The following is a 25,382-nucleotide window of genomic DNA, read 5'->3' on the forward strand; positions in this document are numbered from 1 at the left end:
TTACTTCAAACGAGCCAGACGCTGGGTCAACAGGTCGAAGAAGCCCTGAGCGTCGCCGCTTTCAACCCAGAAGGCATTTTTCGGGGCCTTCAGGCCGTCATACCAGTCGACAATGGTCTGGCCGAAGGTCGGCCCTTCGCGGCTATCAACCACTACGTTGACCGAACGCCCGGTGAACAGCTCTGGCTTGAGCAGGTAAGCGATGACTGTGGCGTCATGCACCGGGCCACCCGGAATGCCGTAGTGCTCCATGTCACCTTTGACGTACTCGTTGAGAATATCGCCCACCAGTTTGCTGGCATTGTTGTTCAGGGCGGCGATCTGCTTCAGGCGCGCTTCACTGGTCAGGATCTTGTGGGTCACGTCCAGCGGCAAGTAGGTCAGCTTGACGCCACTTTTCAGCACCACTTCCGCCGCCTGAGGGTCGGCGAACAGGTTGAATTCGGCCACCGGGGTGATGTTGCCGCCGTTGAAGTGCGCACCGCCCATGATCACCACTTCCTTGATGCCCTGAACGATTTCAGGCTCCTGGATCAGCGCCAGGGCCAGGTTGGTTTGTGGACCGAGCATGGCGATGGTGATGCTGTGGGGCTTGGCGGACTTCAGGGTATCGATCAGATAGTTGACCGCATTGCCTTCGGCCAGGCCTTTCTTCGGCTCGTGCACCGTGACACCCGACAAACCTTCCTTGCCGTGGATGTTCTCGGCATAGATCGGCGTGCGCATCAGCGGTTTCGGTGCGCCCGCGTAAACAGGCACCTCCTCGCGCCCCGCCCACTCGCGCGCCAGACGTGCATTACGCGAGGTCTTGTCCAGACGCACGTTGCCAGCAACGGTGGTCAGCGCACGAATATTCAACTCTTCCGGCGATGCCAGGGCGAACAGCAAGGCGACCACGTCGTCGGCACCTGGATCAGTGTCGATGATCAGGTCGATCTTCTCCGCCGCTTGGGCGCTTGTTGCGGTAATCAGAGACAAAAGCAGCAGACTCCGGAGCAGGTGGTGCAGTTTCTGAGCATAGCGGTGCATAGCGCACTCCTTGTGCGTGGGAAGAACGGAAAGTTAAAACGTTACTCCAGCCACCAGGACGATGTTGCAGTACGGCTGACATTCGCCTGTACGAATAATCGCCCGTGCCTGTCGGCTGAGTACTTTGAATTGGTCATGACTGAGCAACTCACGTCGGCCCAGCGCACCTTCGGCATTCAGTTCATCCAGCGCGCTCAAGGCCGACGGTTTCTTGTCCAGAATCTCATGGGCCAGCACATGGCTTTCGACCTGCATTTCGCTCAGCACGACCTTCAAGGTACTGACGAAATCCGGAATCCCGTGGGTCAAGGCCAGGTCGATCAATTCAACGCCGGGTGGAACCGGCAGGCCGGCATCGCCGATCACGACCGCGTCGCCATGGCCAAGGGAGGCAATCAGCCGCGACAGCGCGACGTTGAGCAAAGGAGTCTTTTTCATGGTGCTTTAAAGGCCTGTACGTCGGACAAGGTAGGAATCGAAGGTTGCGCGCCAGCCCGGGTAACCGACAGCGCTGCGGCGACTTGGCCGAAGCGGATCGCCTCGACCTCGCTTTTGCCGGCCGCCAAGGCTGCTGCGAAACCACCGACGAACGTGTCGCCGGCTGCGGTGGTGTCGACCGCCTTCACTTTCGGTGCCGGGAAATGCTCGAAGCGTTTGCCATCGGCGAACAGTGATCCTTGAGAACCCAGGGTGATGATCACTTTGCCAGCGCCCATGGCGATCAAACGGGCCGCGGCGGTTTCGGCGGTGCTCAGGGAGTCCACCGGCAAACCGCTGAGGGCCGAGGCTTCGCTTTCGTTGGGGATCAGGTAATCGATGGCCGCATACCAATCCGCCGGCAGCGGGCGGCTGGCCGGCGCCGGATTGAGAATCACGGTTTTACCCAGCTCATGACCGCGCTTCAGAGCATGGCCGACCGTGGCATCCGGTACTTCCAGCTGACAGATGATGACATCCGCCGCTTGTAACACCGCGTCGAAACGGTCGATCACTTCGGGCGTCAGCGCACCGTTGGCACCGGCAACAATCACGATCGCGTTCTGACTGTTGTCATCGACCACGATCAACGCCACGCCGCTGGAATTCTCGACCGTACTGACCGCCTGGCAATCGATCTGCTCGGCCAACAGAGCCCCGCGCAGCGCTTCGCCATAGGCGTCGCTGCCGACACAACCGACCATCGATACCTGCGCCCCCAGCCGCGCCGCGGCCACGGCCTGGTTCGCGCCCTTGCCGCCGGAAACCGTGGCAAACGATTGGCCGATCAGCGTTTCACCACCACGGGGCAGCCGTGGCGCCCGGGTTACCAGGTCCATGTTCAGGCTGCCTATTACCACTACTTTTGCTGGCATACATCACTACTCGTCAATTCTGTTTCTGCGGTGCTTTTGGTTTCAGCGGAATTGGGCGAACACACTAGCCAGCGGCGCAGTCGATTCTCGCAAGACAATACTGGGGGTCACGATGCGCTGATCGGTCGCCAGAGCCGGCGTGGCGATCCTGCGCAACAGCACTTCGGCCGCCATCTCGCCAAGCTGCAAGATCGACTGGCCCACGGTGGTCAGCGCCGGATAGACGTATCGGCTCATCTGGATATCGTCGAAGCCGATCACCGACAGCTCGGTGGGCACACGGATATTGCGCTCGGCAGCGGCGCGCAACACACCGATGCCAATCATGTCGTTACCGGCGAAGATCGCGCTGGGTGGGTTCTTTTCCAACAGGATCGCGGCGGCGTTGTAACCGCCCGTGCTGGTGAAGTCGCTCTCCAGCATGCGCTCGCGCGGCACTTCGACACCCGCCTCTTTCAAGGCACGGCAATAACCGGCCAGACGCATCTGCGCCACGCTGGTACTCGCCGGCCCACCAATCGTGGCGATGTCCCGATGCCCCAGATCCAACAAGTGCCGGGTCGCCAGATAGGCACCGTATTCGTGATCGATGCGCACCAGATCGGCATCGAGACCTTCGAGCCCACGGTCGACGATCACCATTGGCGTACGCACACCCGCCAGACCTTCGGCCAGGCCGCTGTCACCACCGGCAGACGCAACGATCAAGCCGTCAATGCGTTTTTCCAGCAACACGCGAAGGTAGCTGCGTTGCTTGTCCGGGTTGTCGTCGGAGTTGCAGAGGATGACGCAATAGCCGTTGCGCTCGCAGTAATCCTCGATGCCACGGGCCAACTCGGCGAAGTACGGGTTGAGGCTGTTGGGCACCAGCAGGCCGATGGTCGCGGTGGTTTTCGCTTTCAATGACCGCGCCACCGCACTGGGCACGTAGTCGAGACTTTTGATCGCCGCCTCGACCTTGATCCGTACTTCCTCACTGACCGGCCGCGTCTTGTTCACCACATGGGAAACCGTGGTGTAGGAAATACCCGCGAGTGCCGCTACATCCTTGATTGTTGCCATGACTCAGGTCCGCCGGCTTGCGCGCTGACTGCGATAAGTATCAAGCACCACCGCCACCACGATCACCGCGCCGGTGATGATGCGTTTGGTGGGTTCGGTCGCGCCGATCTGCGCCAGACCAGCCGCCAGTACCGAGATGATCAGCACGCCGAAGAATGTGCTGATAACCGAGCCGCGCCCGCCCATCAGGCTGGTGCCGCCGATCACGACCGCGGCAATCACTTGCAGCTCCAGACCGGAGCCGGCGTTCGGATCCGCCGCTTCCAGGCGCGAAATCTGAAACAACGCAGCGATACCGGCCAGCAGCCCCATCAGGCTGAAGACCAGGATCTTGTAGGGCTTCGGATTGATCCCCGCCAGACGCACTGCCTCTTCGTTGGTACCAATGCCGATCAGGTAACGACCGAACACCGTACGCGTCAGCACGGCCTGGGCGATGAAGATAATCAGCAAAGCGATGATGAATGACGGCGAGATGCCGAACGCGATCGGATTGGACAGCCAGGCGAAGGCATCACCGATATAGGCAGTGCGCGAACCGGTCATCTGATACGCCAGGCCCCGCGCCATTTCCAGCACGCCGAGGGACACGATGAACGACGGAATCCGCCACGCCACGGTAATCGAGCCGGTGATAGTCCCGGCCAATGCCGCTACCGCCATGCCGAGCAAGGCCGAAGGCAAGACGCTCCAGCCCCAACCGAGAATCGCCACGCTGACCGCGGAGGCCGCGAGCGCCAGCACCGACCCCACTGACAAGTCGATACCGCCGATGATCAATACGAAGGTCATGCCGACCGCCAGCACCATCAAGTCGGGAATCTGGTTGGCCAGGGTGCTGAAGGTGTCGTAAGACAGGAAGTGGCTGCTCAGGACCGAGAACAGCGCGACCATCGCCAGCAAGGCACCGGCCAGGCCCAGATAAGTGCCGAGGCCGTAAAAATTGCCACTACGTTTGCCGGCCAAAGATGCAGTATTCATGGAAGATCCCTAGGCGCTGCTTCGTTGAGCAACGCATCACGTTTTTGGTAGCCGGCGAAAGCGGCGGCAAGCAAATCATCCTGGGTCCAGCTGTCACGCTCGAAAGTGTCGATCAGACGCCCTGCCGACAGCACACCGATGCGATCGCAGATCAGCATCAGTTCGCGCAGGTCGCTGGACACCACTACCAGCGCCTTACCCTGACGGGTCAACTCACCGAGTAATGCGTAGATATCGAACTTGGCGCCGACGTCGATGCCCCGGGTCGGCTCATCGAACAGCATCACCGTGCAATCGCGCTCGAGCCAACGGCCGATCACGACTTTCTGCTGATTGCCGCCGGACAATTCCGAGACCAATTGCGTCGGGCTGGAACTGCGAATCCGCATGGCGTTGATCTGACGCTGGGCCAGAGACATCTCGTCACCGTTATTGACGAAGCCACCGCTGGAAATCACCGGCATATTGCCCAAGGCAATGTTGGCGCTGATTGATTGCGTCAGCAGCAGGCCTTCGCCTTTACGGTCTTCGGTGATCAGCGCGATGCCGTGACCGACCGCGTCGGCCGGCGAACGAATATTCACCACCTGAGCCGACGCCCCCAGCGCGACGGTGCCGCTGTCGGCTGTATCCGCGCCGAAGATCAGGCGCAGTAACTCGGTGCGCCCTGCCCCGATCAAACCGGAAATCCCGAAAATTTCGCCGGCGCGCACCTGGAAGGACACATCGCGAACCTTATCGGAACGAGTCAGTCCTTTGACCGTCAAGGCCGGCGCGCCGATCTTGCGCGGCCCCATGTCGATGTGCTCACCCAATTCACGGCCGACCATCAGGGTGACCAGTTGCTCGCTGTTGTAATTGGCCATCGGCTCGACACAGACCAGGTTGCCGTCGCGCAATACCGCAATGCGCTGGGCCACCCTTGCCAGTTCTTCGAGGCGGTGGGAAATGTAGATGATCGACACGCCACGCGCCTGCAGACGAGTGATCTGCTCGAACAGCATTTCGACTTCACGGGCCGTCAGCATCGCTGTCGGCTCGTCGAGGATCAGCACGTGGCAATCGCCGATCAGGTTGCGGGCGATCTCCACCATCTGCTGATGGCCGATACCCAGTTCGCCAACCAACGTATCTGGATCAATGGCGTCCAATCCGACCTGAGCCATGGCCTCGATCGCCGCCTTGCGCAATTGCTTGCGGCTGATCCAGCCACCGTGGCTGGGCAGGTTGTCGAGAAACAGGTTTTCCGCCACCGACAACGTCGGCAACAGATTGAGTTCTTGCATGACCATGCGGATGCCCAGCTCTTCGGCCTGGCTTCGGCTGCCGGGACGGTAATCCTGCCCCTGGAATTGCATCTGGCCGGTGGTCGGCGTGACCAGTCCGCCAATGATTTTCGACAGCGTGCTTTTACCGGCGCCGTTCTCGCCGGTCAGCGCCAGCACTTCGCCGCGCATCAGCGTCAGGTCGATACCAGTGAGGACGGGTTGTGCATAGGTCTTACCGATACCGCTGACCGAGAGGACAGCGTTCGGGGCGCAAACTGACATAAAAACTCTCCATGTGCTCGCCCCAAGAGGCGAGCACCGTTGTGTCGCCAGAAGGACTACTTGGTAACCAGCTCTACCGGAGTTTCGATGACGCCGTTGACGCCGCTATCGACTGTCTCGCCTTTGATGATTTTCAGCGCCGTCTCGATGCCGAACACCGCTTGCCGGGCAGCAAACTGGTCGGCGGTGGCCAGGACGCGGCCATCCTTGAGCATTGGCTTGATGGCGTTGATGTTGTCGTAACCAACCACTTGCACCTTGCCGGCCTTGCCCGCCGCGCGTACGGCAGATACTGCGCCAACCGCCATGCTGTCGTTGCCGGCCAACAGGGCCTTGATGTTCGGGTATTCGCTGAGCATCGACGAGGCAACCTTGCCGCCCTTGTCGATTTCCCAATCACCGGACTGCAGGGACACGACTTTGATCTGCGCCGCTTCCATCGCATCCTTGAAGCCTGCCGTGCGCTGCTGGGCATTGGTGGTAGTGGAAACGCCTTCGATGATGCCGACTTCGTCACCGGCCTTCAGCTGCTTGGCCAGGTACTCACCCACCAGACGCGCGCCTTTGCGGTTATCCGGGCCTACGAACGGAACGGTGATGTTTTTGCTTTTGACCACGGCCGGGTCCAGCTGGTTATCGATGTTGATCACGGTGATGCCGGCATCGACTGCTTTCTTGATGACCGGAACCATGGCCTTGGAATCTGCCGGAGCGATGACCAATGCATTGACCTTGGACAAAATCATTTGCTCGACGATGCGCGTCTGGCCGGCCGTGTCCGTTTCGTCCTTGATGCCGTTGGAGATCAGCTCGAAGTCGCCGGAGTGGTCTTTCTGGTAAGCCTTGGCGCCGTCTTCCATGGTCAGGAAGAATTCGTTGGCCAGGGATTTCATGACCAGCGCGACTTTAGGTTTTTCAGGGGTTTCGGCGAAAGCCGAAGAGACGGGCAAAGCGGCAGATGCCGCAGCCAGCATTGCGACAGCGAGAAGACGTCCAGCGAATGGCAGCTTCATGGGTTCACTCCGATCTTATGATTATTCTGAGCAACGCTTGCGCTAGACCCTGCCCTTACGGGATAAAGCCATCAAGGGCGACCGCGCAAACGTTTGCGTAGACCGAACTATGCGAACCCTGTCGAAATTTGTCAACGACCTGTTTTGTGTCTCGATTGGCAAAAGCCAACCCTTTTGCATCACGCCGTGGTGCTGACCAGATTGCCACTGCTGGAACCCTTGGCCAGCTCTTTGACCAGATTGCCTGTCACTTGCGCGAGCGCACCGCTGGTATCGGCGATTTGCCCCTGAATCGACATGACAGCGGTGGCTTTGGCTTCCGGAGTCGGATAATTCGCTGCCTGAGCGGCCGCCAGTTGTTGCTGCTGTTCGCGCAATTGCTGCTGCAGTTCCTGCATGCGTTTGAGCAGTACCTGCACCGCAATACTTTGACTGCTGCTTTTTTCGGATTTGCTTTCGCCCTGAGTCTGCGCAGCGCCACCGGTTCTGACCTGGTTGTCGCTCCCCTCCTCTTCGCCCAGCGCTTGGGCCGAGGCGTCGGACGTCGCTTCACTCAAGGCATTGATGGTCGCCGGGGACTTGCCCGCGATAGTGATTGCGGCTGCATTTGGAAAACCGACAGTAAACGACATGTGAACTCCTGGAAAAGATCCCTTTAAAGGAGCATCGACCTGCGCCAGGGTTTCTTTAGCACTGATTTCAGATTTTGCAAGGCGACTTTCTCAATGAAGGTCGGAGAGCCGAACGTAAAAGCTGCACATGTTCGGAAACCCGGACGACCAAGTCCGAATACTTTTCCAGACGTTTCAATAATTCATATAAGAATCATCAGGTTAAAAGATCTTATTGTTGATTATCAGGCTGGTACAGATCCTGCTCTTCTCCTACACCCCCAGCGTTCAGATCTGCTTGGGGCCGTGTCTAGATGAACCTGCATCCGCAACGTTTCACTACGAGAGAAAACAATAATGAAATCTGCCTTCAACACTTTTATTCCGGGCGCTTTGGCCCTCCTGCTACTCCTTCCGTCCGCCCTTCAGGCAAAAGAAGTCGAAACTCAACAGAAACTGGCGAACGTGGTGATACTGGCCACCGGCGGCACCATTGCTGGCGCGGGAGCCAGTGCTGCGAACAGCGCCACCTATCAAGCGGCAAAAGTCGGTATCGAACAGTTGATCGCAGGGGTTCCGGAACTGAGCCAATTGGCCAACGTTCGCGGCGAACAGGTCATGCAGATCGCGTCCGAAAGCATCACCAACGACAACCTGCTGCAACTGGGTCGTCGGGTGGCTGAGTTGGCCGACAGCAATGATGTCGATGGCATTGTCATCACCCACGGCACCGACACGCTGGAAGAAACCGCTTACTTCCTCAACCTGGTAGAAAAAACCGACAAGCCGATCATCGTCGTCGGCTCCATGCGCCCAGGCACCGCCATGTCGGCCGACGGCATGCTGAACCTGTACAACGCTGTCGCCGTGGCCAGCAGCAAAGACGCGCGCGGCAAAGGCGTACTGGTGACCATGAACGATGAAATTCAGTCGGGTCGCGACGTCAGCAAAATGATCAACATCAAGACCGAGGCGTTCAAAAGTGCCTGGGGCCCATTGGGGATGGTGGTCGAAGGCAAATCCTACTGGTTCCGTTTGCCAGCCAAGCGCCACACCATGGATTCGGAATTCGATATCAAGACCATCAAGAGCCTGCCTGACGTCGAAATCGCCTACTCCTACGGCAACGTCAGCGACACCGCCTACAAAGCCCTGGCTCAATCAGGCGCAAAAGCCATCATCCATGCCGGCACCGGCAATGGCTCGGTCTCGTCTCGCGTGGTTCCCGCCCTGCAAGCCCTGCGCAAGGACGGCGTACACATCATTCGTTCTTCCCACGTCAACGCCGGTGGTTTCGTACTGCGTAACGCCGAACAGCCTGACGACAAGTACGACTGGGTTGTGGCTCACGACCTGAATCCGCAAAAAGCCCGCATCCTGGCCATGGTCGCGTTGACCAAGACCAACGACAGCAAAGAGTTGCAACGGATGTTCTGGGAATACTGATCCACCCTCGCCCGACCTGTTCCGGGTCGGGCACCGCTGTCACCACTCGCCAGCCTTGGTGAGTGGTTCACGACCTTTTCCGATAAAAAAATCCCCATCGTCCTACACCAAACGGAAAAAACTACTGTCAGAGGATTTTCTTGAATTTTAAGCAGTTGCGAAAATGCTTACAGTTAAATACTGTATGCACGTACAGCTTAATAAGGATAATTCCGTGGCCACTCCCTCTGCCTCTCCTGACGCCTATGAACGCCTGGGTATGCGCGTTCAGAAAATCATCAATTCCCCCACCACCCAGAAAGCCAAAGCTGCGCTGATCTTCCGTCTTCCGGACGAACCCATGGATGAGTGGGAACGCTTGCTCGAAGAAATCGACGAGAACGACAACGTCACCCTCGCCCATCGCGACGATGGTGGTGTGCAGATTTTCTGGGTTGTGCCGAAGGAAGATTGAGTCAATGAGTGTCCGCTGGTTTGCTTTACTGCTTCTGTGCATCACCCTCGGCGCCCAAGCTGGCGCCCCACGCACCTTCAACGAAGCCAAGAAAGTTGCGTGGAAGTTGTACGCGCCGCAATCCACCGAGTTTTATTGCGGCTGCAAATACACCGGCAACCGTATAGACCTTGCTGCCTGCGGTTATGTGCCGCGTAAAAATGCCAAACGCGCCTCGCGCATAGAGTGGGAGCACATTGTCCCGGCCTGGCAGATCGGCCATCAGCGCGAATGCTGGCAACAAGGCGGTCGCAAGAACTGCACGCGGTACGATCCGACCTATCAGAAAGCCGAGGCCGATCTGCACAATCTGGTGCCAAGCATCGGCGAGGTGAATGGCGATCGCAGCAACTTCAGCTTCGGCTGGCTGCCGGTGCAAACCGGTCAATACGGTTCGTGCCTGACACAGGTCGACTTCAAGCAGAAGAAGGTCATGCCCCGCCCTTCCATTCGCGGCATGATCGCCCGGACTTACTTCTACATGAGCAAGCAGTACGGCTTGCGCCTGTCAAAACAGGATCGGCAACTGTATGAAGCCTGGAACAAGACCTATCCGGTACAGGCCTGGGAACGTCAGCGCAACCAGAGCGTGGCGTGCGTGATGGGGCGCGGCAACGAGTTTGTCGGCCCGGTAGACATGAAAGCCTGCGGCTGACCGACCGCTGAAAACACAAAGGCCTGGGGCATTACACCCCAGGCCTTTGTTCGTTTCTAACCGCTGTTTTTGTTTATTGAGCCGTCGGATGTTCGACCACCAGCGACTCGATATTCCTTTTCTTTGCCCGGGTAAGCGCTGCCGTCACCTCAGCTTGCTTAGCTTCTGCCTCGGTTTTCGAATTGAACGGCCCTATCAGGATACGAACCTTTCCGTTCTCCCTGATGACGCTGGAAACGAAGCTATGCTCAATCAACCAGCCGCTCAGGTCGCTGACCGCCTGGGGCGTTTCGCCGCGTACCTCGACGTCCCATTGCGGACCGGTTGTCGCCGCGGGTGCGGAAGCGACTGTCGGTTGCGGCTTTTGCGCGTCAACCCCCTTACCCTCATCGCACCCGGCCAACGTCAATACTGCGATTACCAAGGCCATTTTGCGCACAACGCTTCCCTCTGGATGCTGAAAGCGGCGATTTTAACACTCATGGATCCTGTTCGAGCGCCGCAAAATGGGCGCAAAACAACGAGAATGATGGTTGCGGCCTCTGTATAGTTACGCCTTGGGAATTAATGCAGCATCTGCGCGTCAGAAAGAGGCACCCAAACTGCGAGACTTCGCACTAATCTATACCTATACCGACCTCTGCACTGTCCGAATCAGGTGCCCCACAAGCAATCAAGGAGAAAACCATGCTGATACTCACCCGCAAAGTCGGTGAAAGCATAAACATCGGTGACAACATAACGATCACCATTCTGGGCGTTAGCGGCCAGCAAGTCAGGATTGGCATCAACGCCCCGAAAGACGTTGCGGTGCATCGCGAAGAAATCTATCAACGCATTCAGGCCGGCCTGACCGCCCCAGACAAACCGCAAACACCCTGAATCCTGCAGTGGTCAGTAGCCAGCCCATTCTGCCTCGAATAACGGCTGGCTAAAGATTCAAGCACCGCATCGCCCTCTGCCCAGCCTCTTTACAATACCGTCGCAACGTGGAGCCGATACTACCGCCCATCTCATGCCATGACTGTCAGACGTTTCGGATTTGCAGCGAGAAAGAGCTTCCTCCTTCCCGGCTAACCAAACGTTACCCCACGCGCCATGCCCGTGGCAGCTACGACCATCAGCACCAACAGCAGCGCTTCGATATGACTGATACGGGCAAACAGCGTTGCGCGCCCGGTATCGATAGCCGCCCCACGCCCCAGCGCAATCCGCCATTTGATCAGCGTCACCATCGGCGCAATTTCAAGCAACAGGATAAGGACGAAGAGCGTCATTTTGAGATGAAACAGCGGTTGGTGAAGATAGTAATCAGTGCCTTTTTCATATCCGCCAAAGGCTCGCATCCCACCCGTGATCAAGAGAATGACTGCAGAGATCCCCCACAGATTATCCGCCACCAAAACGCTGCGCGCCTCTCCTGCACCGGCAGTCAGACGACGTAAAGCCGTGCCGCGAGTCAGTACCGCCCAGAAGCCCAGCGCAAAGGCCAACAGGTGAATCGCCGCCAGAAACCAGTGAGCCAGCATCGACATACTCCTTATAGACGAAGTTGAAATAGCCCTACAGTAGTAGTTCATCGGCGGAGATTTGCCCACGCACGCGGCCCCGCTTATACATCGCCATCGACATGGAGTCACTATGCGCAAGGATTACCTGGCTTTCTTTATCTCGCTGTTCCTGTCCCGGCTGGCTGACCAGATCTTGCTGTTCATCGTCCCGCTGATTGTCTTTCAGACCACCAACAGTGTGTCTTTGGCAGGCCTGGCTTTTTTTGCCGAGTCGTTGCCGCGCTTTCTGGCATTTCCGGTATGCGGCGCACTGTGCGACAAATTTCCGCCCATTCGTATCCTGCACATCAGTCAGGTCTACCGCGCAGCGGCCTGCGTCGTAGCCGTGGCACTGTATGGCATGTTTGATGGCATCTACTGGATCGTGATTCTGTCCGTGCTGTGCGGCGTGCTGACCACCCAGGGCATCATGGCCCGCGAAGTGGTCATGCCCTACATTTTCAAGCAATACACCTACACCAAGACCCTCTCCTATTCGCAGATCGCCGATCAGACCGGGCTGGTGCTCGGCCCACTGGTCGCGGCGCTGATGCTGGAAGTCTGGGCGTGGCACTGGGTGGTGCTGGGGATTGCCGGACTGTTTCTGCTGGCTGATCTGGCGATGCTGATCTGGCAACGCAGCAATTCGATCACTCTGGAGTCGTTCGAGCAACATCAAGACATCTGGCTGCAACCGCTGCGCATTGCATTCGGGCATATTCGCGACCTGGTGGAACTGCAGAAGGTGATCAGCCTGGCGGTGGGCGTGAACCTGATCATCGGCATAACCCTGGCCACATCAGCAGCCATGGTGATCGGCCAATACAGTGCCAGCAAAGACTTTTATGCAGGGCTGCAAGCCGCAGGGGCAGTGACCACCATCGTCATTCTGTTCTTCCTGGCGCGGGTGACCCTACCGTTGAGAGTACTGGGAGTCGTTTCCTATACGATGATTGCCACCGGCGCTCTGATCACTGCCTTCAGTCCGAACGCTTGGGTGTATGTCATCGGCTTCCTGCTGATCGTCGGTTTCGACAAGATGTTCAACGTATACATACGCAGCACCCGCCAGCGGGTGATTCCGCCCAAGGACTTCGGCAAGACCGTGGGCGTCATTACCTTGCTGAACAATCTTTCTCAACCATTGGCCGGATTGCTGATTGCCTTGTTGGCCGCCCCTCTGGGAGCACAGAAAGTCATTCTGCTGCTGGCGGTGATCACCGGCTTGATCGGGGCGGGCGTGGTGTTTTTCGCCAGGGCGAGCTATGCACCTGCTGTCTCAGTGCCCGATTCAATTGGCAAATAGCAGGCACAAAAAAGCCGGGTTCCTGATGGATACCCGGCTTTTAGAGTCTTGGACTTAATCCGTTCTTTTTGAAGTCGAAGTGCGAGCGTTGCTTAGTCCTTTAGCATTGTGATCGCCAGGCGTAGAGGTCGAAATGGCAGAGGCCTTCGTCACCCCTCGCGTGTCCTTGGAATTCGCGATGCCCGACGTCACCGAACCATGGCCGTTATCATCGTTTCGATCGCTACCGTAGTGATTGCCACTGGCGCCTCGGTCCCGAACGGCCTTGCCTGCGTGATCGCTGCTCAAGCCATTGCCGTGGCCATTGCTGACGCCGCCGGAGTGGCCGGAACCACTGTGCCCACCGCCGCCACCGTTACCGCCGCCATTGCCACCGCCGTTACCACCACCACCACCACCACCACCACCACCACCACCACCCTTCGCGTAGGCGGAGCTCATGATGGACAGATCAGCGGGCAATAATGGGGCGGCTGCAAGCATCATCACGCATGACATGACAGCTGCAAAACTCTTGTTTTTTAATAACATGGGTGGGTTCCGTGAGGTTGATATCGCACGAAGTAATTGACCGTTTCGGCCCCACACAGTTCAAAGGTCAACGACCAACGGGCAGGCAATGTGCAGTTATCGAACAATGCACATTGCTTCCCGTAGTTTTACTGATCGTTATGCAGCGAGGGCGCGATTGGAGTTTGTCGTTTCACTTCAATCGAATGCGCCATTGAGAACCTCGTAGATGATCCCGGTAGCGATCGCCACCAATATCAAGTCAGTGCCAGCCTGCCGCCACTCGTAGCCATCGTAATGCGGAAGCCTGCCGAGCAATCGGCCATCGAGCTTTTTGGCGATCCCCGGCGGTAGTGGTTTTCCGCGAGCGAGGTTTTTTTGAATGCCGGGTGGCAACGCGGGCCCGGGGCTCCAGTAGTCACGATAACCACCCACGACTCCAAGAACACTTCCGTGATTGATGCTCGGGCCGTGACTCCAATCGTCACCCCCTGAACCTTTGCCTTTGTTTCCATGGCTGGCGTTGCCATGGTCCTGGATGTTTTGTGGATTTCCCTTGCCGCTTCCCTGGCCCTTCCCGTTTCCCGGGTCGGCCAATGCAGTCATTGAACCGGACGCCAAGGCAAGACACGTCATAGCGGCAATCAACGAGCGAGATCTAAACATATCCGTTCTCTCAGAAAGGGGATGCCCCCTGCAATGTAGACGGTTATGGCTGTGTTAGTTCAGAAAACGTGTGCAATGGAGGTGGCGACAGGGCCATACGGGAAAATCGAACGAACGGAGAGTAGAACTGGCCCAGTCAGTTGATAGCTGGGCCAGATGAAACAACTACAGCACTACGGTTGAGAGCATGCCTAAAGCCCCCAGGCAAAGCCCGATGAGTGCGCCACGTCCCGGCGCCTCATGAAACAAGTACCAAACCACTATCGGTTCAAGGAGCAATAGCGACGTGACTGAAATCACCGTAACAATCCAGATATCACCCTGTCCCGTCCTGAATAAGGTTTACACCTCCTGAAAAACAGATCAGAAGGTGTAAACCTTATTCAGGACGGGACACAGACAACAAAAAAGGGCCCACCTTTCGGTGAGCCCTTCCAGACCGCCCAGCAGAGCGGATTTTGTTTGGTAGGCGCGATTGGACTCGAACCAACGACCCCCACCATGTCAAGGTGGTGCTCTAACCAACTGAGCTACGTGCCTGCTGTGAGGCGGCATTCTACGGAATTCCGGAGGGGTGTCAACACCTTTTTTTCACCTAACCCTATGAATATGCAAAATATTTAATTTTGCTGCGGCAAAGAAGATTTTCCGCTGGCTGGCGGTCGTTTTTTAACTCGGGTAGGATCGATGCACTCGTAAAATATATTAAACAGAGGCTGCAGGATGGCGAACACTCCCTACCCAGAGTCCTATTACGCCGCATCGGCTAATGGAGCGCCGCCGCGCCCGGCCTTGCAGGATGATGTAGAGACTGATGTCTGTGTCATCGGTGCTGGTTATACCGGCCTGTCCTCTGCCCTGTTTCTGCTGGAGAACGGTTTTCGGGTAACGGTCCTGGAAGCGGCCAAAGTGGGTTTTGGCGCATCGGGGCGCAACGGTGGCCAGATCGTAAACAGCTACAGCCGTGATATCGATGTGATCGAGCGCAGTGTCGGCCCCAAGCAAGCTCAGCTGCTGGGGCAAATGGCGTTCGAGGGTGGACGGATCATTCGTGAGCGGGTGGCCAAATACAACATCCAGTGCGACCTGAAGGACGGCGGTGTGTTCGCCGCCATTACCGCCAAGCAGATGGGCCATCTGGAATCCCAAAAGCGCCTTTGGGAGCGCTTCGGTCACACGCAACTTGAGCTATTGGATCAGCGACGCATCCGTGAAGTGGTGGCTTGCGATCAATACGTCGGCGGCATGCTCGATATGAGCGGCGGGCATATTCATCCGCTCAACCTTGTCTTGGGCGAGGCAGCCGCCGTGGAGTCGCTGGGCGGCATCATCCACGAGCAGTCGCCAGCGGTGCGCATCGAGCGCGGCGCCAATCCGGTGGTGCATACGCCTCAGGGCAAGGTCAGGGCCAAATTCATCATCGTCGCCGGCAACGCTTACATCGGCAATCTGGTGCCGGAGCTGGCAGCCAAGTCGATGCCCTGCGGGACTCAAGTGATCGCCACCGAACCCTTGGGCGATGAATTGGCCAAGCGCCTGCTGCCTCAGGACTACTGCGTCGAAGACTGTAACTACCTGCTCGACTACTACCGCCTGAGCGCTGACAAACGCCTGATTTTCGGCGGCGGCGTGGTCTATGGCGCGCGCGATCCGGCGAACATCGAGGCGATCATTCGACCAAAGATGCTCAAGGCCTTCCCGCAGCTCAAGGACGTGAAAATCGATTACGCCTGGACCGGCAATTTCCTGCTGACGCTATCGCGACTTCCCCAGGTCGGACGGCTAGGCGACAACATCTACTATTCCCAGGGTTGCAGCGGCCATGGCGTAACGTATACGCACCTGGCGGGCAAGGTACTGGCCGAAGCATTGCGCGGTCAGGCCGAACGCTTCGACGCCTTTGCCGACCTGCCCCACTACCCGTTCCCCGGCGGACAATTGCTGCGAACACCGTTCGCTGCGTTGGGCGCCTGGTATTACGGATTGCGGGACAAGTTCGGATACTGACCGATAGAGGTGAAAAGGGGCCGCTGAATGCGGCTCCTGCGAAAAGCGGTTCACTCAGAAGTCGACGGTTGCCGAAAGGAGGTAGGTTCGTGGAGTCGAGAGCGTCAAGCCAGGCTCGCTGTCATCTGAGGCCCCAGCCGAACTCCAATAGCGTTTGTCCGCCACGTTCTCGACATTGGCACGCAGGGTGATGTTCTTTTCGTCGACCTTGAATGCGTAACGCGCACCTACGTCGAAACGCTCCCAGGAGTCGATTTCCTTGTTGTTGGACTGGTCCAGATACTGCGAGCTGGAATAGAGGCCGCGACTGGTCAGGGTCAGGCCTTGTACGGTCGGCACGTCCCACTCGGCGCCCAGGTTGACGTTGTATTTCGGCGTGGCCGGTGCCCGGTTGCCGTCAAAGGTGCCATTGGTGGTGTCGGTCAACTCGCTGTCGATGTACATGACACCGCCGAGCAGGCGGAAACCATCGAGCGGCTCACCGAACACACTCAGCTCCACACCCGTGTTCTCACGCTTGCCGTTCGGGCCGAAAACCCGCGTCGTGGCGTTGGTCTCATAGGCCGGCTGCTTGATCCGAAACACCGCGGCAGTCACGGCGAATGCACCCGCGTCATACTTGGCGCCGACCTCGACCTGGCGGCTGATGAACGGCGGGAATATCTCGTCCTCGTTCACAGAGGTCGACGGCGCGATCTTGCCCTGGCTCAGGCCTTCCATGTAGTTGGCATACAGCGACAGCTTGTCGGTTGCCTTAAACAGGATCCCGCCCGACGGCGAAACCTTTTCCTCATCGTAGGCTGTGGCGCCTTTGACATTATCCGTCCAGTCGTCAACCTTCACGCGCTGCCAGCGGGCGCCGAGGGTCAGCAGCAGCCGGTCATCGAAGAAACCCAGAGTGTCGGACAACGCCACGCCGCTGAAGCGGTTCTCGGTGTAGACCTTCGAATCGAGTCGAGTGGGTCTCGCAGGTGTTGGTGTTTCCACGGGGTCGTAGAGGTTGCTGCGGGCCGCGGCATAACGGGCGCCGCCATTTTCGAAGTCCATGTAGAAATAGCTGGCGGCCAGATTGACCTCATGGCTCACCGGGCCGGTATGAAACCAGTTGCGCACCCCTGCCGTGGCCGTCCGGACATTTTCGTCACGGGTGAAGTCTCGTGGCTGAACGCTGAAATCGCCAGCATCATTGGTGACCGCAACGGCATGCCGGAGAAAGTCATGGTTGCTTTTACGCGCGCCCACGCCGCCGTACAGCATGACGGAATCGCTGACATCGAATTCGCCGTTCACCGCTCCGAAAGTGTCGTTGGTGCTCGCCTTGCTCCAGGGCTGCGCATAGTTGTCGCGCACATCGTTCGCATTCGGCACCTTCGCATTGGCGCCGACCTGCACGCGCTCCTGCGGGGCGTCGGTATCACGCTCGGTGCGCCCGACGTCCGTTGAGAGTCGCAGACGCTCACCGCGAAAATCCAGGCCCAGCACGGCCATCTCGCGGTCGACACTCTGGTGATCCCATTCGGTGTCGCCGGACTGCTTCACGCCGTTGAAACGAATACCGAACTTGTTGTCTTCACCAAAGCGCCGGCCGACATCCACGGCACCGCCGACCTGATTGTCGGAAGCGTAGTTACCGGTAAACGAAGTGATGGGCTTGTCGGTCGCGCGCTTGGGCACCACGTTGATCCCGCCACCCACACTGCCCCGTGGCGAGATGCCGTTGATGAGCTGGCTCGGGCCTTTGATGATGTCGACGCGGTCGGCCATCTCCATGTCGATCGTATAGGTCGGCAGGACGCCGTAGAGACCGTTGTAGGCGACATCGCTGTTGAACAGGCTGAGCCCGCGAATGGTGAACTGCTCATAACGCCCACCCGCCGGGTTAGTGGCGCGAACCGAGGGATCACTGGCGATCAGGTCGCCCAAGGTACGAGCCTGCAGGTTTTTGACCGACTCGCCGGTATAGGTGGTCATGCTGAATGGCGTTTCCATGAAGTCTTTCGAGCCCAGCAAGCCTTGCGAACCGCGGCGCGCGACCTGGCCGCCGGCATACACCTCACCGCCCGCCTCGCCCGTAGCACCGAGAATCGAAGTGGGGGCCAGTTGCAGGCTGCTACCTTCTGGCGCCGGGGTCAGGATGTAGGCTTGTTCGCCCACCGATTGCAATTGCAGACCGGAACCCTGCAACAGCCGGGCAAAGCCCTCCTCGATCGCGTATTCGCCGGAAAGACCAGGACTGGTGCGACTGCCCACCAGTGCCAGGTCGACCGAGAGATTGACGCCAGACAGACCGGCGAAGCGGGTCAGCGCATCGCTCAGGCTGCCGGCAGGCACCTGATAATTGCGCCGGGCACTGTCTTCGGCCCAACTGGTAGTGATGAACAACGGACTAGCACTCAGGCCCAGCAACAGGCTCAAGTGCAACAACGGACGCAGGCGGGAAGAAGCCGGGCGCGGACAGCAAGGTATTACTGCGGGCATTGATAGAGTTCTCTTAATTCGTTCACATGCCTTGAATGACAAGCGAGTCGAAAAAAGGGGACAGGCTTCACACACTATTTTTGCGCGACAGCAACGTCACCCAGTAACGGGTACGTGAATGCACCTCCAGCGGCAGGCTGGCCGCGAGCAACGCGAGGACGCGATCGGTGTCGTCCAGGCGGAAACTGCCGGTGACACGCAACGCTTCAAGTTCCGGCTCCCAACGCAGCACACCCGGTCGATAAGTGCTGAGTTCGCGCAGGAAATCTCCCAGCGGCTGGTTTTTCGCCATCAGCACGCCCTCTCGCCAACCCGGCGCAAGCACATCGAATGGGCTGATCGGCCCGACACCGGCTGCTTGAAGACTGACTTGTTGACCACTGCGCAAAGCCAACACGGGCCCCTGCAAGGGCTGCAATTGCACGGCACCGTTGTACACCGACACGCGGCAACCGCGCGCCTCCTGACGAACACAGACTTCGCCTTGGCTGACGATGATCTGGCCAAACTTCGTTTGGATCGTCAGCGGCGACGCGCTTGGCACCTTCAGCGACAGTTCGCCCTCAATCAGCTTCAAGCGACGGCTCTGCAAATCCACATCGACGGCACTGGCCGTGTTGAGCTGCAAGGAACTGCCATCAGCGAGCTGCAGCTGTTTGCGCTCCCCGGTGGCCGTATGCAGATCGGCTCGCCAGACATCCAGGGGCAATTGTCGGCTAATCAACCAAGCGGCCGGCACCAACGCCACCGCACCCAATGCACGCTTGAGCACCACCCGCCGACCCGGCTCGGGGCGATCCAGACTTTTGAGCGCCAACGCTGAAGGCAGACTGGCAAACCGCTGACGCAAGGCTTGAGCCTTCTGCCAAGCCTGCTCGTGACTGACGCAACTGTCGCGCCAACGCTGCAGATTCGCACGATCCTGCTCACTGGCACTTCCAGATTCCAGCAAGGCAAGCCACTGCGCGGCAGCTCGCACTGCTTGACGGGCATCGGGCACTGGACTGTTCACAGCTCCACCAACAGACAATGCTCATAGGCTTGCGCCATGTAGCGTTTGATCGTGCGCTCCGATACCTGCAGGCGCTCGGCGATTTGCTGATAGTTCAAGCCTTCCAGCTGACTCCAGAGAAAAGCCTTACGCACTGCCGCCGGCAATCCATCGAGCAGTTCATCCAGGGCTTGCAGGGTTTCGAGCAACAACCAGCGCTGCTCGGGCGACGGCACACAGTCTTCCGGCAACGCCGCCAGTGCCGCCAGATAAGCCTGCTCGAGGCTTCGACGCTTATAGAAATTACTCAGCAGGCGTTTGCCCACGGTCAGCAGATAGGCACGGGGCTCTTGCAGATCGGCAATTCGTTGAGAGCTGGCGAGCAAGCGCAGGAACGTATCCTGGCTCAGGTCCGCCGCATCACAGCCATTGCCCATGCGCCTTCTCAACCAGCCTTCAAGCCAGCCACGATGATCGCGGTACAAGTCGTGGAAGGTTTGCTCCTTCGGCATCGCCACATCACTCATCTCAAGAAGCCCTGTGCCAAGGAGTTATCGTAAATGAGAGTGATTCTAATTAATGTCGAAGCTGTGAACCAAGTCCTTTATGCAATTGGGGCGCAGAAAGGTTGGATGGGAAGGACATGAGAGAGGAAAAGCCAAATCGCAGACACAAAAAACCCCGGTCTTTCGACCAGGGTCTTTGCTATCGACTCGAAACAGGCACTGGCTTTACCAGCGACTTGCTTCGTAGCTCCAAGGCGTTCAGTGGGCCTTGATGCAGATATGGCGCAGCGGACGGGACTCGAACCCGCGACCCCCGGCGTGACAGGCCGGTATTCTAACCGACTGAACTACCGCTGCGTATCGCTTTGGACTTTCGCCCAAGTAACTCGTCTGATTGAAAACTCAGAAACTTTTCAATCTCGAGGCAGGTAAACCTGACTCGGAAAATATGGCGCAGCGGACGGGACTCGAACCCGCGACCCCCGGCGTGACAGGCCGGTATTCTAACCGACTGAACTACCGCTGCGCGTCGGTGGAGGCTTTTAAAAGCTTCCATCTTGCTTTCGCAAGACTCTCGGAAGTGGTGGGTGATGACGGGATCGAACCGCCGACATTCTGCTTGTAAGGCAGACGCTCTCCCAGCTGAGCTAATCACCCGTTTGCATCTCCGAGGCCGCGAAATTTACGCAGGTACCGAAGCTAAGTCAATACCCCGCTTGAAGTTTTTCTGAAAAAGACAAAATTGTGTCTTAACAGTCAGACCGCTTTCGCGAGCAAGCCCGCTCCCACACTGGATCTGCGGCGGACCACAGGTTTGTGATCGACATAAATTCAGTGTGGGAGCGGGCTTGCTCGCGAAGACGGCGGCACATTCAACATCAATGCTGGCTATATCCATCGCAGCCACGCTTGGATTTACTCGCTGTAAATCATCTTCTTGGTCATGCCACCATCGACCACGAACTCCTGGCCTGTGACGAACCCCGCGCTCCTCGACAGCAACCACGCCACCATCGCCGCCACGTCCTCGACCGTCCCTACCCTGCCCGCCGGATGCTGCGCATGATCGGCGTCGGTCAGCGGCTCGGCACGCCGTGCCGCCGGATCCCGCGCATCGATCCAGCCCGGACTGACCGCATTGACGCGGATTTCCGGCCCGAGGCTGATCGCCAAGGCATGAGTGAGGGCCAACAGACCGCCCTTGCTCGCCGCATAAGCCTCTGTGTCGGGTTCCGACTGTGCGGCACGGGTCGAGGCCAGATTGACGATGGCGCCGCTGTGAGCACGCAGGTACGGCGCACAATGCTTGGCCAACAGCATCGGCCCGCTGAGGTTCACCGCCAGCACCCGGTTCCAGTAGGCCAGATCGAGGCTTTCCAGGGTGATGTTGTGCGGGTCGGCCACCGCCGCATTGCACACCAGCGCATCCAGACGCCCGAACTGTCCCAGCACCTCGGCCACGCCCAGTGCCACCTGCGCTTCATTCGCGACGTCCATGGCGATGAACCAGGCGTTTTCGCCAAGCACCTTCGCCACTTTCGAACCGCGCTCCCGATCCAGATCGGTCAGCACCACCTGCCAGCCTTCACTGATCAGCCAGGCCGCAATCCCCAGACCGATGCCGCGCGCAGCACCGGTGACCAGCGCGACGCGGCCATGGGTGCCCGTGGTCGGCGTCGACAACTCGATCACAAGGCAGCCAACCCGCGCGCCAGATCGGCCTGCAGGTCTGCCACGTCCTCCAGACCAACCGCTACGCGGATCAGGCTGTCACGGATCCCTGCCGCTTCACGCTCTTGCGGCGCGAGACGGCCATGAGAGGTGGTGCTCGGGTGCGTGATGGTAGTTTTGCTGTCGCCCAGATTGGCGGTAATGGAGATCAGGCGAGTCGCATCGATAAAGCGCCAGGCGCCCTCTTTGCCGCCCTTGACCTCAAAACTCACGACCGCACCAAAACCCTTCTGTTGACGCAGGGCCAGTTCGTGCTGCGGATGGCTCTTGAGACCGGCGTAATGGACTTTCTCGATACCGTCCTGCTGCTCCAGCCATTCGGCCAGTTGCTGGGCATTGGCGCAGTGCGCCTTCATGCGCAGGCTCAGCGTTTCCAGACCCTTGAGGAAGATCCAGGCGTTGAACGGGCTCAGGGTCGGCCCGGCAGTACGCAGGAAACCGACGACTTCTTTCATTTGCTCGCCACGACCGGCCACAACGCCGCCCATGCAACGGCCTTGGCCGTCGATGAACTTGGTCGCTGAGTGCACAACGATGTCCGCGCCCAGTTTCAACGGCTGCTGCAACGCAGGGGTGCAGAAGCAGTTGTCGACCACCAGCATCGTGCCCTTGGCGTGAGCAATTTCTGACAGCGCCTTGATGTCTACCAACTCGGCCAGCGGGTTGGACGGCGATTCGACGAACAGCAACTTGGTGTTGGCCTTGATCGCCGCATCCCAGCCGGACAAGTCCGCCAGGGGCACGTAATCGACTTCAATGCCGAAGCGCTTGAAGTACTTTTCGAACAGGCTGATGGTCGAGCCGAACACGCTGCGCGAGACCAAAACATGGTCGCCGGCGCTGCACAGGCTCATTACCACTGCCATGATCGCAGCCATGCCCGTGGCAGTAGCCACGGCTTGCTCGGCGCTTTCCAGCGCGGCAATACGCTCTTCGAACGCGCGCACGGTCGGGTTGGTGTAGCGCGAGTAAACGTTGCCCGGCACTTCGCCAGCAAAGCGAGCGGCCGCGTCGGCGGCGGTACGGAACACGTAGCTGGAAGTGAAGAACATCGGATCACCGTGTTCGCCTTCCGGCGTGCGGTGCTGACCGGCGCGTACGGCCAGGGTATCGAACGCTACGCCTTCGAGGTCGCTGTCCAGCCGACCGGCATCCCAATCCTGACTCATGCTGTCACTCCTTGCCCTGCTCTTGATTTAGAGAGTCTTTAGTAGATACAAAACCGGCCCCTAGGGGCCGGTAGTTACTCAGTTGTTGTACAGATCAATGATCGCACTGACTGCCTGGGTCTTGACCTTGGAGGCATCGTTGCGCGCCTGCTCGATCTTGTTCAGGTAAGCCTCGTCGACGTCGCCGGTGACGTACTGGCCGTCGAACACCGCGCAATCGAACTTCTCGATCTTGATCTTGCCGCCACCGACCGCTTCGATCAAGTCAGGCAGGTCCTGATAGATCAACCAGTCAGCGCCGATCAGGTCGGCAACGTCCTGGGTCGAACGGTTGTGGGCGATCAGCTCGTGAGCGCTCGGCATGTCGATGCCGTAGACGTTCGGGTAACGCACGGCCGGCGCCGCAGAGCAGAAGTAGACGTTTTTGGCGCCGGCTTCGCGAGCCATCTGAATGATCTGCTTGCAGGTGGTGCCGCGAACGATGGAGTCGTCCACCAGCATCACGTTTTTGCCGCGGAACTCCAGCTCGATGGCGTTGAGCTTCTGGCGTACGGATTTTTTCCGTGCAGCCTGGCCCGGCATGATGAAGGTCCGGCCGATATAGCGGTTCTTCACGAAGCCTTCGCGGAACTTGACGCCCAAGTGGTTCGCCAGCTCCAGGGCCGCGGTGCGGCTGGTGTCCGGAATCGGGATGACCACGTCGATGTCGTGATCCGGACGCTCGCGCAGGATCTTCTCGGCGAGCTTCTCGCCCATGCGCAGGCGGGCCTTGTAGACCGAGACGCCGTCGATGATCGAGTCCGGACGCGCCAGGTAGACGTGTTCGAAAATGCACGGAGTCAGCGACGGGTTGGTCGCGCACTGACGAGTGTGCAGCTTGCCGTCTTCAGTGATGTAGACCGCTTCGCCCGGTGCCAGGTCGCGAATCAGGGTGAAACCGAGTACGTCCAGAGAGACGCTTTCGGAGGCGATCATGTACTCGACGCCTTCGTCCGTGTGACGCTGACCGAAGACGATCGGGCGGATGCCGTGCGGATCGCGGAAACCGACAATACCGTAACCGGTCACCATCGCCACGACCGCGTAACCACCGACGCAACGGTTGTGCACGTCGGTGACGGCAGCGAACACGTCTTCTTCGGTCGGCTGCAACTTGCCGCGCTGGGCCAGCTCGTGTGCGAACACGTTGAGCAGCACTTCCGAATCGGAGTTGGTGTTGACGTGGCGCAGGTCAGATTCGTAAATCTCCTTGGCCAGCTGTTCAACGTTGGTCAGGTTACCGTTGTGCGCCAGAGTGATGCCATACGGCGAGTTGACGTAAAACGGTTGGGCTTCGGCCGAAGTCGAGCTACCCGCGGTCGGGTAACGCACATGGCCAATGCCCATGTGGCCGACCAGGCGCTGCATGTGACGCTGATGGAACACGTCACGCACCAGCCCATTGTCCTTGCGCAGGAATAACCGGCCATCATGGCTGGTCACGATACCGGCAGCGTCCTGGCCGCGGTGCTGGAGGACGGTTAGCGCGTCATACAGCGCCTGATTGACGTTCGACTTACCGACGATACCGACGATGCCACACATGCGACGCAACCCCTACTTAATGGATCTGAACTGAACACAACTCACTGAGGCGTTTTGGCCGTCGGCAAGAGGTGCTCCTTGAACGGTATATCAGCGGGTACGCTGATTCCGCTGGCAAGCCACTGACTACTCCAACCCAGGATCAGGTTTTTGGACCAGTCTGCAACCAATAGAAATTTTGGCACGAGCTGTGACTCTTGCCACCACCCGTCCTGCTGTACCGGCCCCAGGCTCAACAGCCCGACCGCCACAACCACCAGCAACACGCCACGCGCTGCGCCGAAGGCCATGCCGAGAAATCGATCGGTCCCGGATAGCCCGGTAACGCGAACCAATTCGCCGATAAGATAATTGATCATTGCGCCTACGATTAAAGTGGCGACAAACATGATGGCACAGCCCGCGATCACGCGAGCCGACGGCGTTTCGATGTATCCGCCGAGGTACTCGGACAATGAGCCACCAAACATCCAGGCAACGCCTCCTGCGATGATCCAGGTCAGCAGCGAGAGTGCTTCTTTGACGAAGCCGCGGCTAAGACTGATCAAAGCGGAGATGGCGACGATTGCAACGATCGCCCAATCAACCCAGGTAAATGGCACAGTGCAGCCTACAGACAGATAAGGCGGCGCATTTTAGCAGAGCCCATGGCTATCGGTAAGCTGAGATTGTCAGTGCTTTTCAAATCAGGG

25 protein-coding genes and 4 tRNA genes are annotated in these 25,382 nt (G+C 58.7%); 6 read left to right on the forward strand and 23 right to left on the reverse strand.

The features are described 5' to 3' along the window. The 8 genes from KVG95_RS21780 to KVG95_RS21815 all read right to left on the reverse strand — a co-directional run bounded on the left by KVG95_RS21780 (position 1) and on the right by KVG95_RS21815 (position 7,619). Complete coding sequence (locus tag KVG95_RS21780) at positions 1-1,029, reverse strand: nucleoside hydrolase (RefSeq protein ID WP_052965361.1); 1,029 nt, start codon at positions 1,027-1,029, stop codon at positions 1-3. A gap of 33 nt (positions 1,030-1,062) precedes the next feature. Continuing rightward, positions 1,063-1,467, reverse strand: a complete 405-nt coding sequence (gene rbsD, locus KVG95_RS21785) for a D-ribose pyranase (protein WP_217857916.1) — start codon at positions 1,465-1,467, stop codon at positions 1,063-1,065. Beyond that, on the reverse strand, positions 1,464-2,381 hold the full coding sequence (gene rbsK, locus KVG95_RS21790; protein WP_217857917.1) for a ribokinase: 918 nt from the start codon (positions 2,379-2,381) through the stop codon (positions 1,464-1,466). Before rbsK ends, rbsD begins: the two co-directional genes overlap by 4 nt. Before the next feature lie 42 nt (positions 2,382-2,423). Further along, complete coding sequence (locus tag KVG95_RS21795) at positions 2,424-3,443, reverse strand: LacI family DNA-binding transcriptional regulator (protein ID WP_052965364.1); 1,020 nt, start codon at positions 3,441-3,443, stop codon at positions 2,424-2,426. A 3-nt stretch (positions 3,444-3,446) separates the two neighbouring features. Then, positions 3,447-4,424 (reverse strand): ABC transporter permease, encoded by a 978-nt coding sequence (locus KVG95_RS21800; RefSeq protein WP_052965365.1) that lies wholly within the window; start codon positions 4,422-4,424, stop codon positions 3,447-3,449. Continuing rightward, positions 4,421-5,974: a sugar ABC transporter ATP-binding protein gene (locus KVG95_RS21805; RefSeq protein WP_217857918.1), complete on the reverse strand. Its 1,554-nt coding sequence runs from the start codon at positions 5,972-5,974 to the stop codon at positions 4,421-4,423. The genes KVG95_RS21800 and KVG95_RS21805 overlap by 4 nt, the downstream gene beginning before the upstream one ends. Positions 5,975-6,030: 56 nt before the next feature. Next, complete coding sequence (locus KVG95_RS21810) at positions 6,031-6,987, reverse strand: sugar ABC transporter substrate-binding protein (protein ID WP_123356334.1); 957 nt, start codon at positions 6,985-6,987, stop codon at positions 6,031-6,033. 179 nt (positions 6,988-7,166) lie between these two features. After that, on the reverse strand, positions 7,167-7,619 hold the full coding sequence (locus tag KVG95_RS21815) for a hypothetical protein (RefSeq protein ID WP_217857919.1): 453 nt from the start codon (positions 7,617-7,619) through the stop codon (positions 7,167-7,169). Positions 7,620-7,955: 336 nt separating this feature from the next. On the opposite strand from KVG95_RS21815, the gene KVG95_RS21820 reads away from it, so the two are divergent. The 3 genes from KVG95_RS21820 to KVG95_RS21830 all read left to right on the forward strand — a co-directional run bounded on the left by KVG95_RS21820 (position 7,956) and on the right by KVG95_RS21830 (position 10,192). Further along, positions 7,956-9,044 (forward strand): asparaginase, encoded by a 1,089-nt coding sequence (locus tag KVG95_RS21820; RefSeq protein WP_217857920.1) that lies wholly within the window; start codon positions 7,956-7,958, stop codon positions 9,042-9,044. Positions 9,045-9,207: 163 nt separating this feature from the next. Next, on the forward strand, positions 9,208-9,498 hold the full coding sequence (locus tag KVG95_RS21825; protein ID WP_217857921.1) for a DUF1654 domain-containing protein: 291 nt from the start codon (positions 9,208-9,210) through the stop codon (positions 9,496-9,498). 4 nt (positions 9,499-9,502) lie between these two features. Further along, entirely contained in the window at positions 9,503-10,192 is a 690-nt protein-coding gene (locus KVG95_RS21830; protein WP_217857922.1) for an endonuclease, read from the forward strand. Between the two features lie 73 nt (positions 10,193-10,265). On the opposite strand, the gene KVG95_RS21835 is transcribed toward KVG95_RS21830, so the two are convergent. Next, entirely contained in the window at positions 10,266-10,631 is a 366-nt protein-coding gene (locus KVG95_RS21835) for an SPOR domain-containing protein (RefSeq protein ID WP_123720990.1), read from the reverse strand. A 248-nt stretch (positions 10,632-10,879) separates the two neighbouring features. Here KVG95_RS21835 and csrA point away from each other — a divergent pair, with 248 nt between their 5' ends. Beyond that, positions 10,880-11,074, forward strand: a complete 195-nt coding sequence (gene csrA / locus KVG95_RS21840; RefSeq protein WP_007905913.1) for a carbon storage regulator CsrA — start codon at positions 10,880-10,882, stop codon at positions 11,072-11,074. 191 nt (positions 11,075-11,265) lie between these two features. Here csrA and KVG95_RS21845 read toward each other — a convergent pair whose 3' ends face one another. Further along, positions 11,266-11,721: a DUF2214 family protein gene (locus KVG95_RS21845; protein WP_217857923.1), complete on the reverse strand. Its 456-nt coding sequence runs from the start codon at positions 11,719-11,721 to the stop codon at positions 11,266-11,268. Positions 11,722-11,833: 112 nt separating this feature from the next. On the opposite strand from KVG95_RS21845, the gene KVG95_RS21850 reads away from it, so the two are divergent. Next, positions 11,834-13,048: an MFS transporter gene (locus tag KVG95_RS21850; RefSeq protein ID WP_217857924.1), complete on the forward strand. Its 1,215-nt coding sequence runs from the start codon at positions 11,834-11,836 to the stop codon at positions 13,046-13,048. A 54-nt stretch (positions 13,049-13,102) separates the two neighbouring features. Here the strand turns inward: KVG95_RS21850 and KVG95_RS29895 are convergent, their stop codons facing one another. From KVG95_RS29895 to KVG95_RS21865, 3 genes are all read right to left on the reverse strand, one after another. Beyond that, positions 13,103-13,579, reverse strand: a complete 477-nt coding sequence (locus KVG95_RS29895) for a hypothetical protein (protein ID WP_225923250.1) — start codon at positions 13,577-13,579, stop codon at positions 13,103-13,105. Between the two features lie 177 nt (positions 13,580-13,756). Further along, positions 13,757-14,224, reverse strand: a complete 468-nt coding sequence (locus tag KVG95_RS21860; protein ID WP_123356320.1) for an anti-virulence regulator CigR family protein — start codon at positions 14,222-14,224, stop codon at positions 13,757-13,759. A 463-nt stretch (positions 14,225-14,687) separates the two neighbouring features. Further along, positions 14,688-14,764: transfer RNA gene (locus tag KVG95_RS21865), tRNA-Val, on the reverse strand. 183 nt (positions 14,765-14,947) lie between these two features. Between KVG95_RS21865 and KVG95_RS21870 the strand changes: the two genes are divergently transcribed. Continuing rightward, positions 14,948-16,231, forward strand: coding sequence for an NAD(P)/FAD-dependent oxidoreductase (locus tag KVG95_RS21870; RefSeq protein ID WP_217857926.1), 1,284 nt, complete (start codon positions 14,948-14,950; stop codon positions 16,229-16,231). A 54-nt stretch (positions 16,232-16,285) separates the two neighbouring features. Here KVG95_RS21870 and KVG95_RS21875 read toward each other — a convergent pair whose 3' ends face one another. From KVG95_RS21875 to KVG95_RS21920, 10 genes are all read right to left on the reverse strand, one after another. Beyond that, positions 16,286-18,709, reverse strand: coding sequence for a TonB-dependent receptor (locus tag KVG95_RS21875; protein ID WP_217857927.1), 2,424 nt, complete (start codon positions 18,707-18,709; stop codon positions 16,286-16,288). A 67-nt stretch (positions 18,710-18,776) separates the two neighbouring features. Then, the gene (locus KVG95_RS21880; protein WP_217857928.1) at positions 18,777-19,721 is read right to left on the reverse strand and encodes a FecR domain-containing protein; all 945 of its coding nucleotides are present in this window, start codon (positions 19,719-19,721) and stop codon (positions 18,777-18,779) included. Beyond that, positions 19,718-20,227 (reverse strand): sigma-70 family RNA polymerase sigma factor, encoded by a 510-nt coding sequence (locus tag KVG95_RS21885; RefSeq protein ID WP_217857929.1) that lies wholly within the window; start codon positions 20,225-20,227, stop codon positions 19,718-19,720. The genes KVG95_RS21880 and KVG95_RS21885 overlap by 4 nt, the downstream gene beginning before the upstream one ends. A gap of 259 nt (positions 20,228-20,486) precedes the next feature. Next, a tRNA-Asp gene (locus tag KVG95_RS21890) sits at positions 20,487-20,563 on the reverse strand. A gap of 92 nt (positions 20,564-20,655) precedes the next feature. Next, positions 20,656-20,732, reverse strand: a tRNA-Asp gene (locus KVG95_RS21895). A 55-nt stretch (positions 20,733-20,787) separates the two neighbouring features. Then, positions 20,788-20,863, reverse strand: a tRNA-Val gene (locus KVG95_RS21900). Positions 20,864-21,121: 258 nt separating this feature from the next. Then, complete coding sequence (locus tag KVG95_RS21905) at positions 21,122-21,898, reverse strand: SDR family oxidoreductase (protein WP_217857930.1); 777 nt, start codon at positions 21,896-21,898, stop codon at positions 21,122-21,124. Further along, a complete protein-coding gene (locus KVG95_RS21910) occupies positions 21,895-23,106 on the reverse strand; it encodes an O-succinylhomoserine sulfhydrylase (protein ID WP_217857931.1) in 1,212 nt (403 codons plus the stop codon). The genes KVG95_RS21905 and KVG95_RS21910 overlap by 4 nt, the downstream gene beginning before the upstream one ends. A 78-nt stretch (positions 23,107-23,184) precedes the next feature. Next, positions 23,185-24,690 (reverse strand): amidophosphoribosyltransferase, encoded by a 1,506-nt coding sequence (gene purF / locus KVG95_RS21915; protein WP_007905939.1) that lies wholly within the window; start codon positions 24,688-24,690, stop codon positions 23,185-23,187. A 41-nt stretch (positions 24,691-24,731) separates the two neighbouring features. Further along, positions 24,732-25,292 (reverse strand): CvpA family protein, encoded by a 561-nt coding sequence (locus KVG95_RS21920; RefSeq protein ID WP_052965529.1) that lies wholly within the window; start codon positions 25,290-25,292, stop codon positions 24,732-24,734. Positions 25,293-25,382: the final 90 nt, after the last annotated feature.

Origin of the sequence: Pseudomonas farris (genome assembly GCF_019145235.1) — a bacterium.
Taxonomy (GTDB): Bacteria; Pseudomonadota; Gammaproteobacteria; order Pseudomonadales; family Pseudomonadaceae; genus Aquipseudomonas; species Aquipseudomonas farris.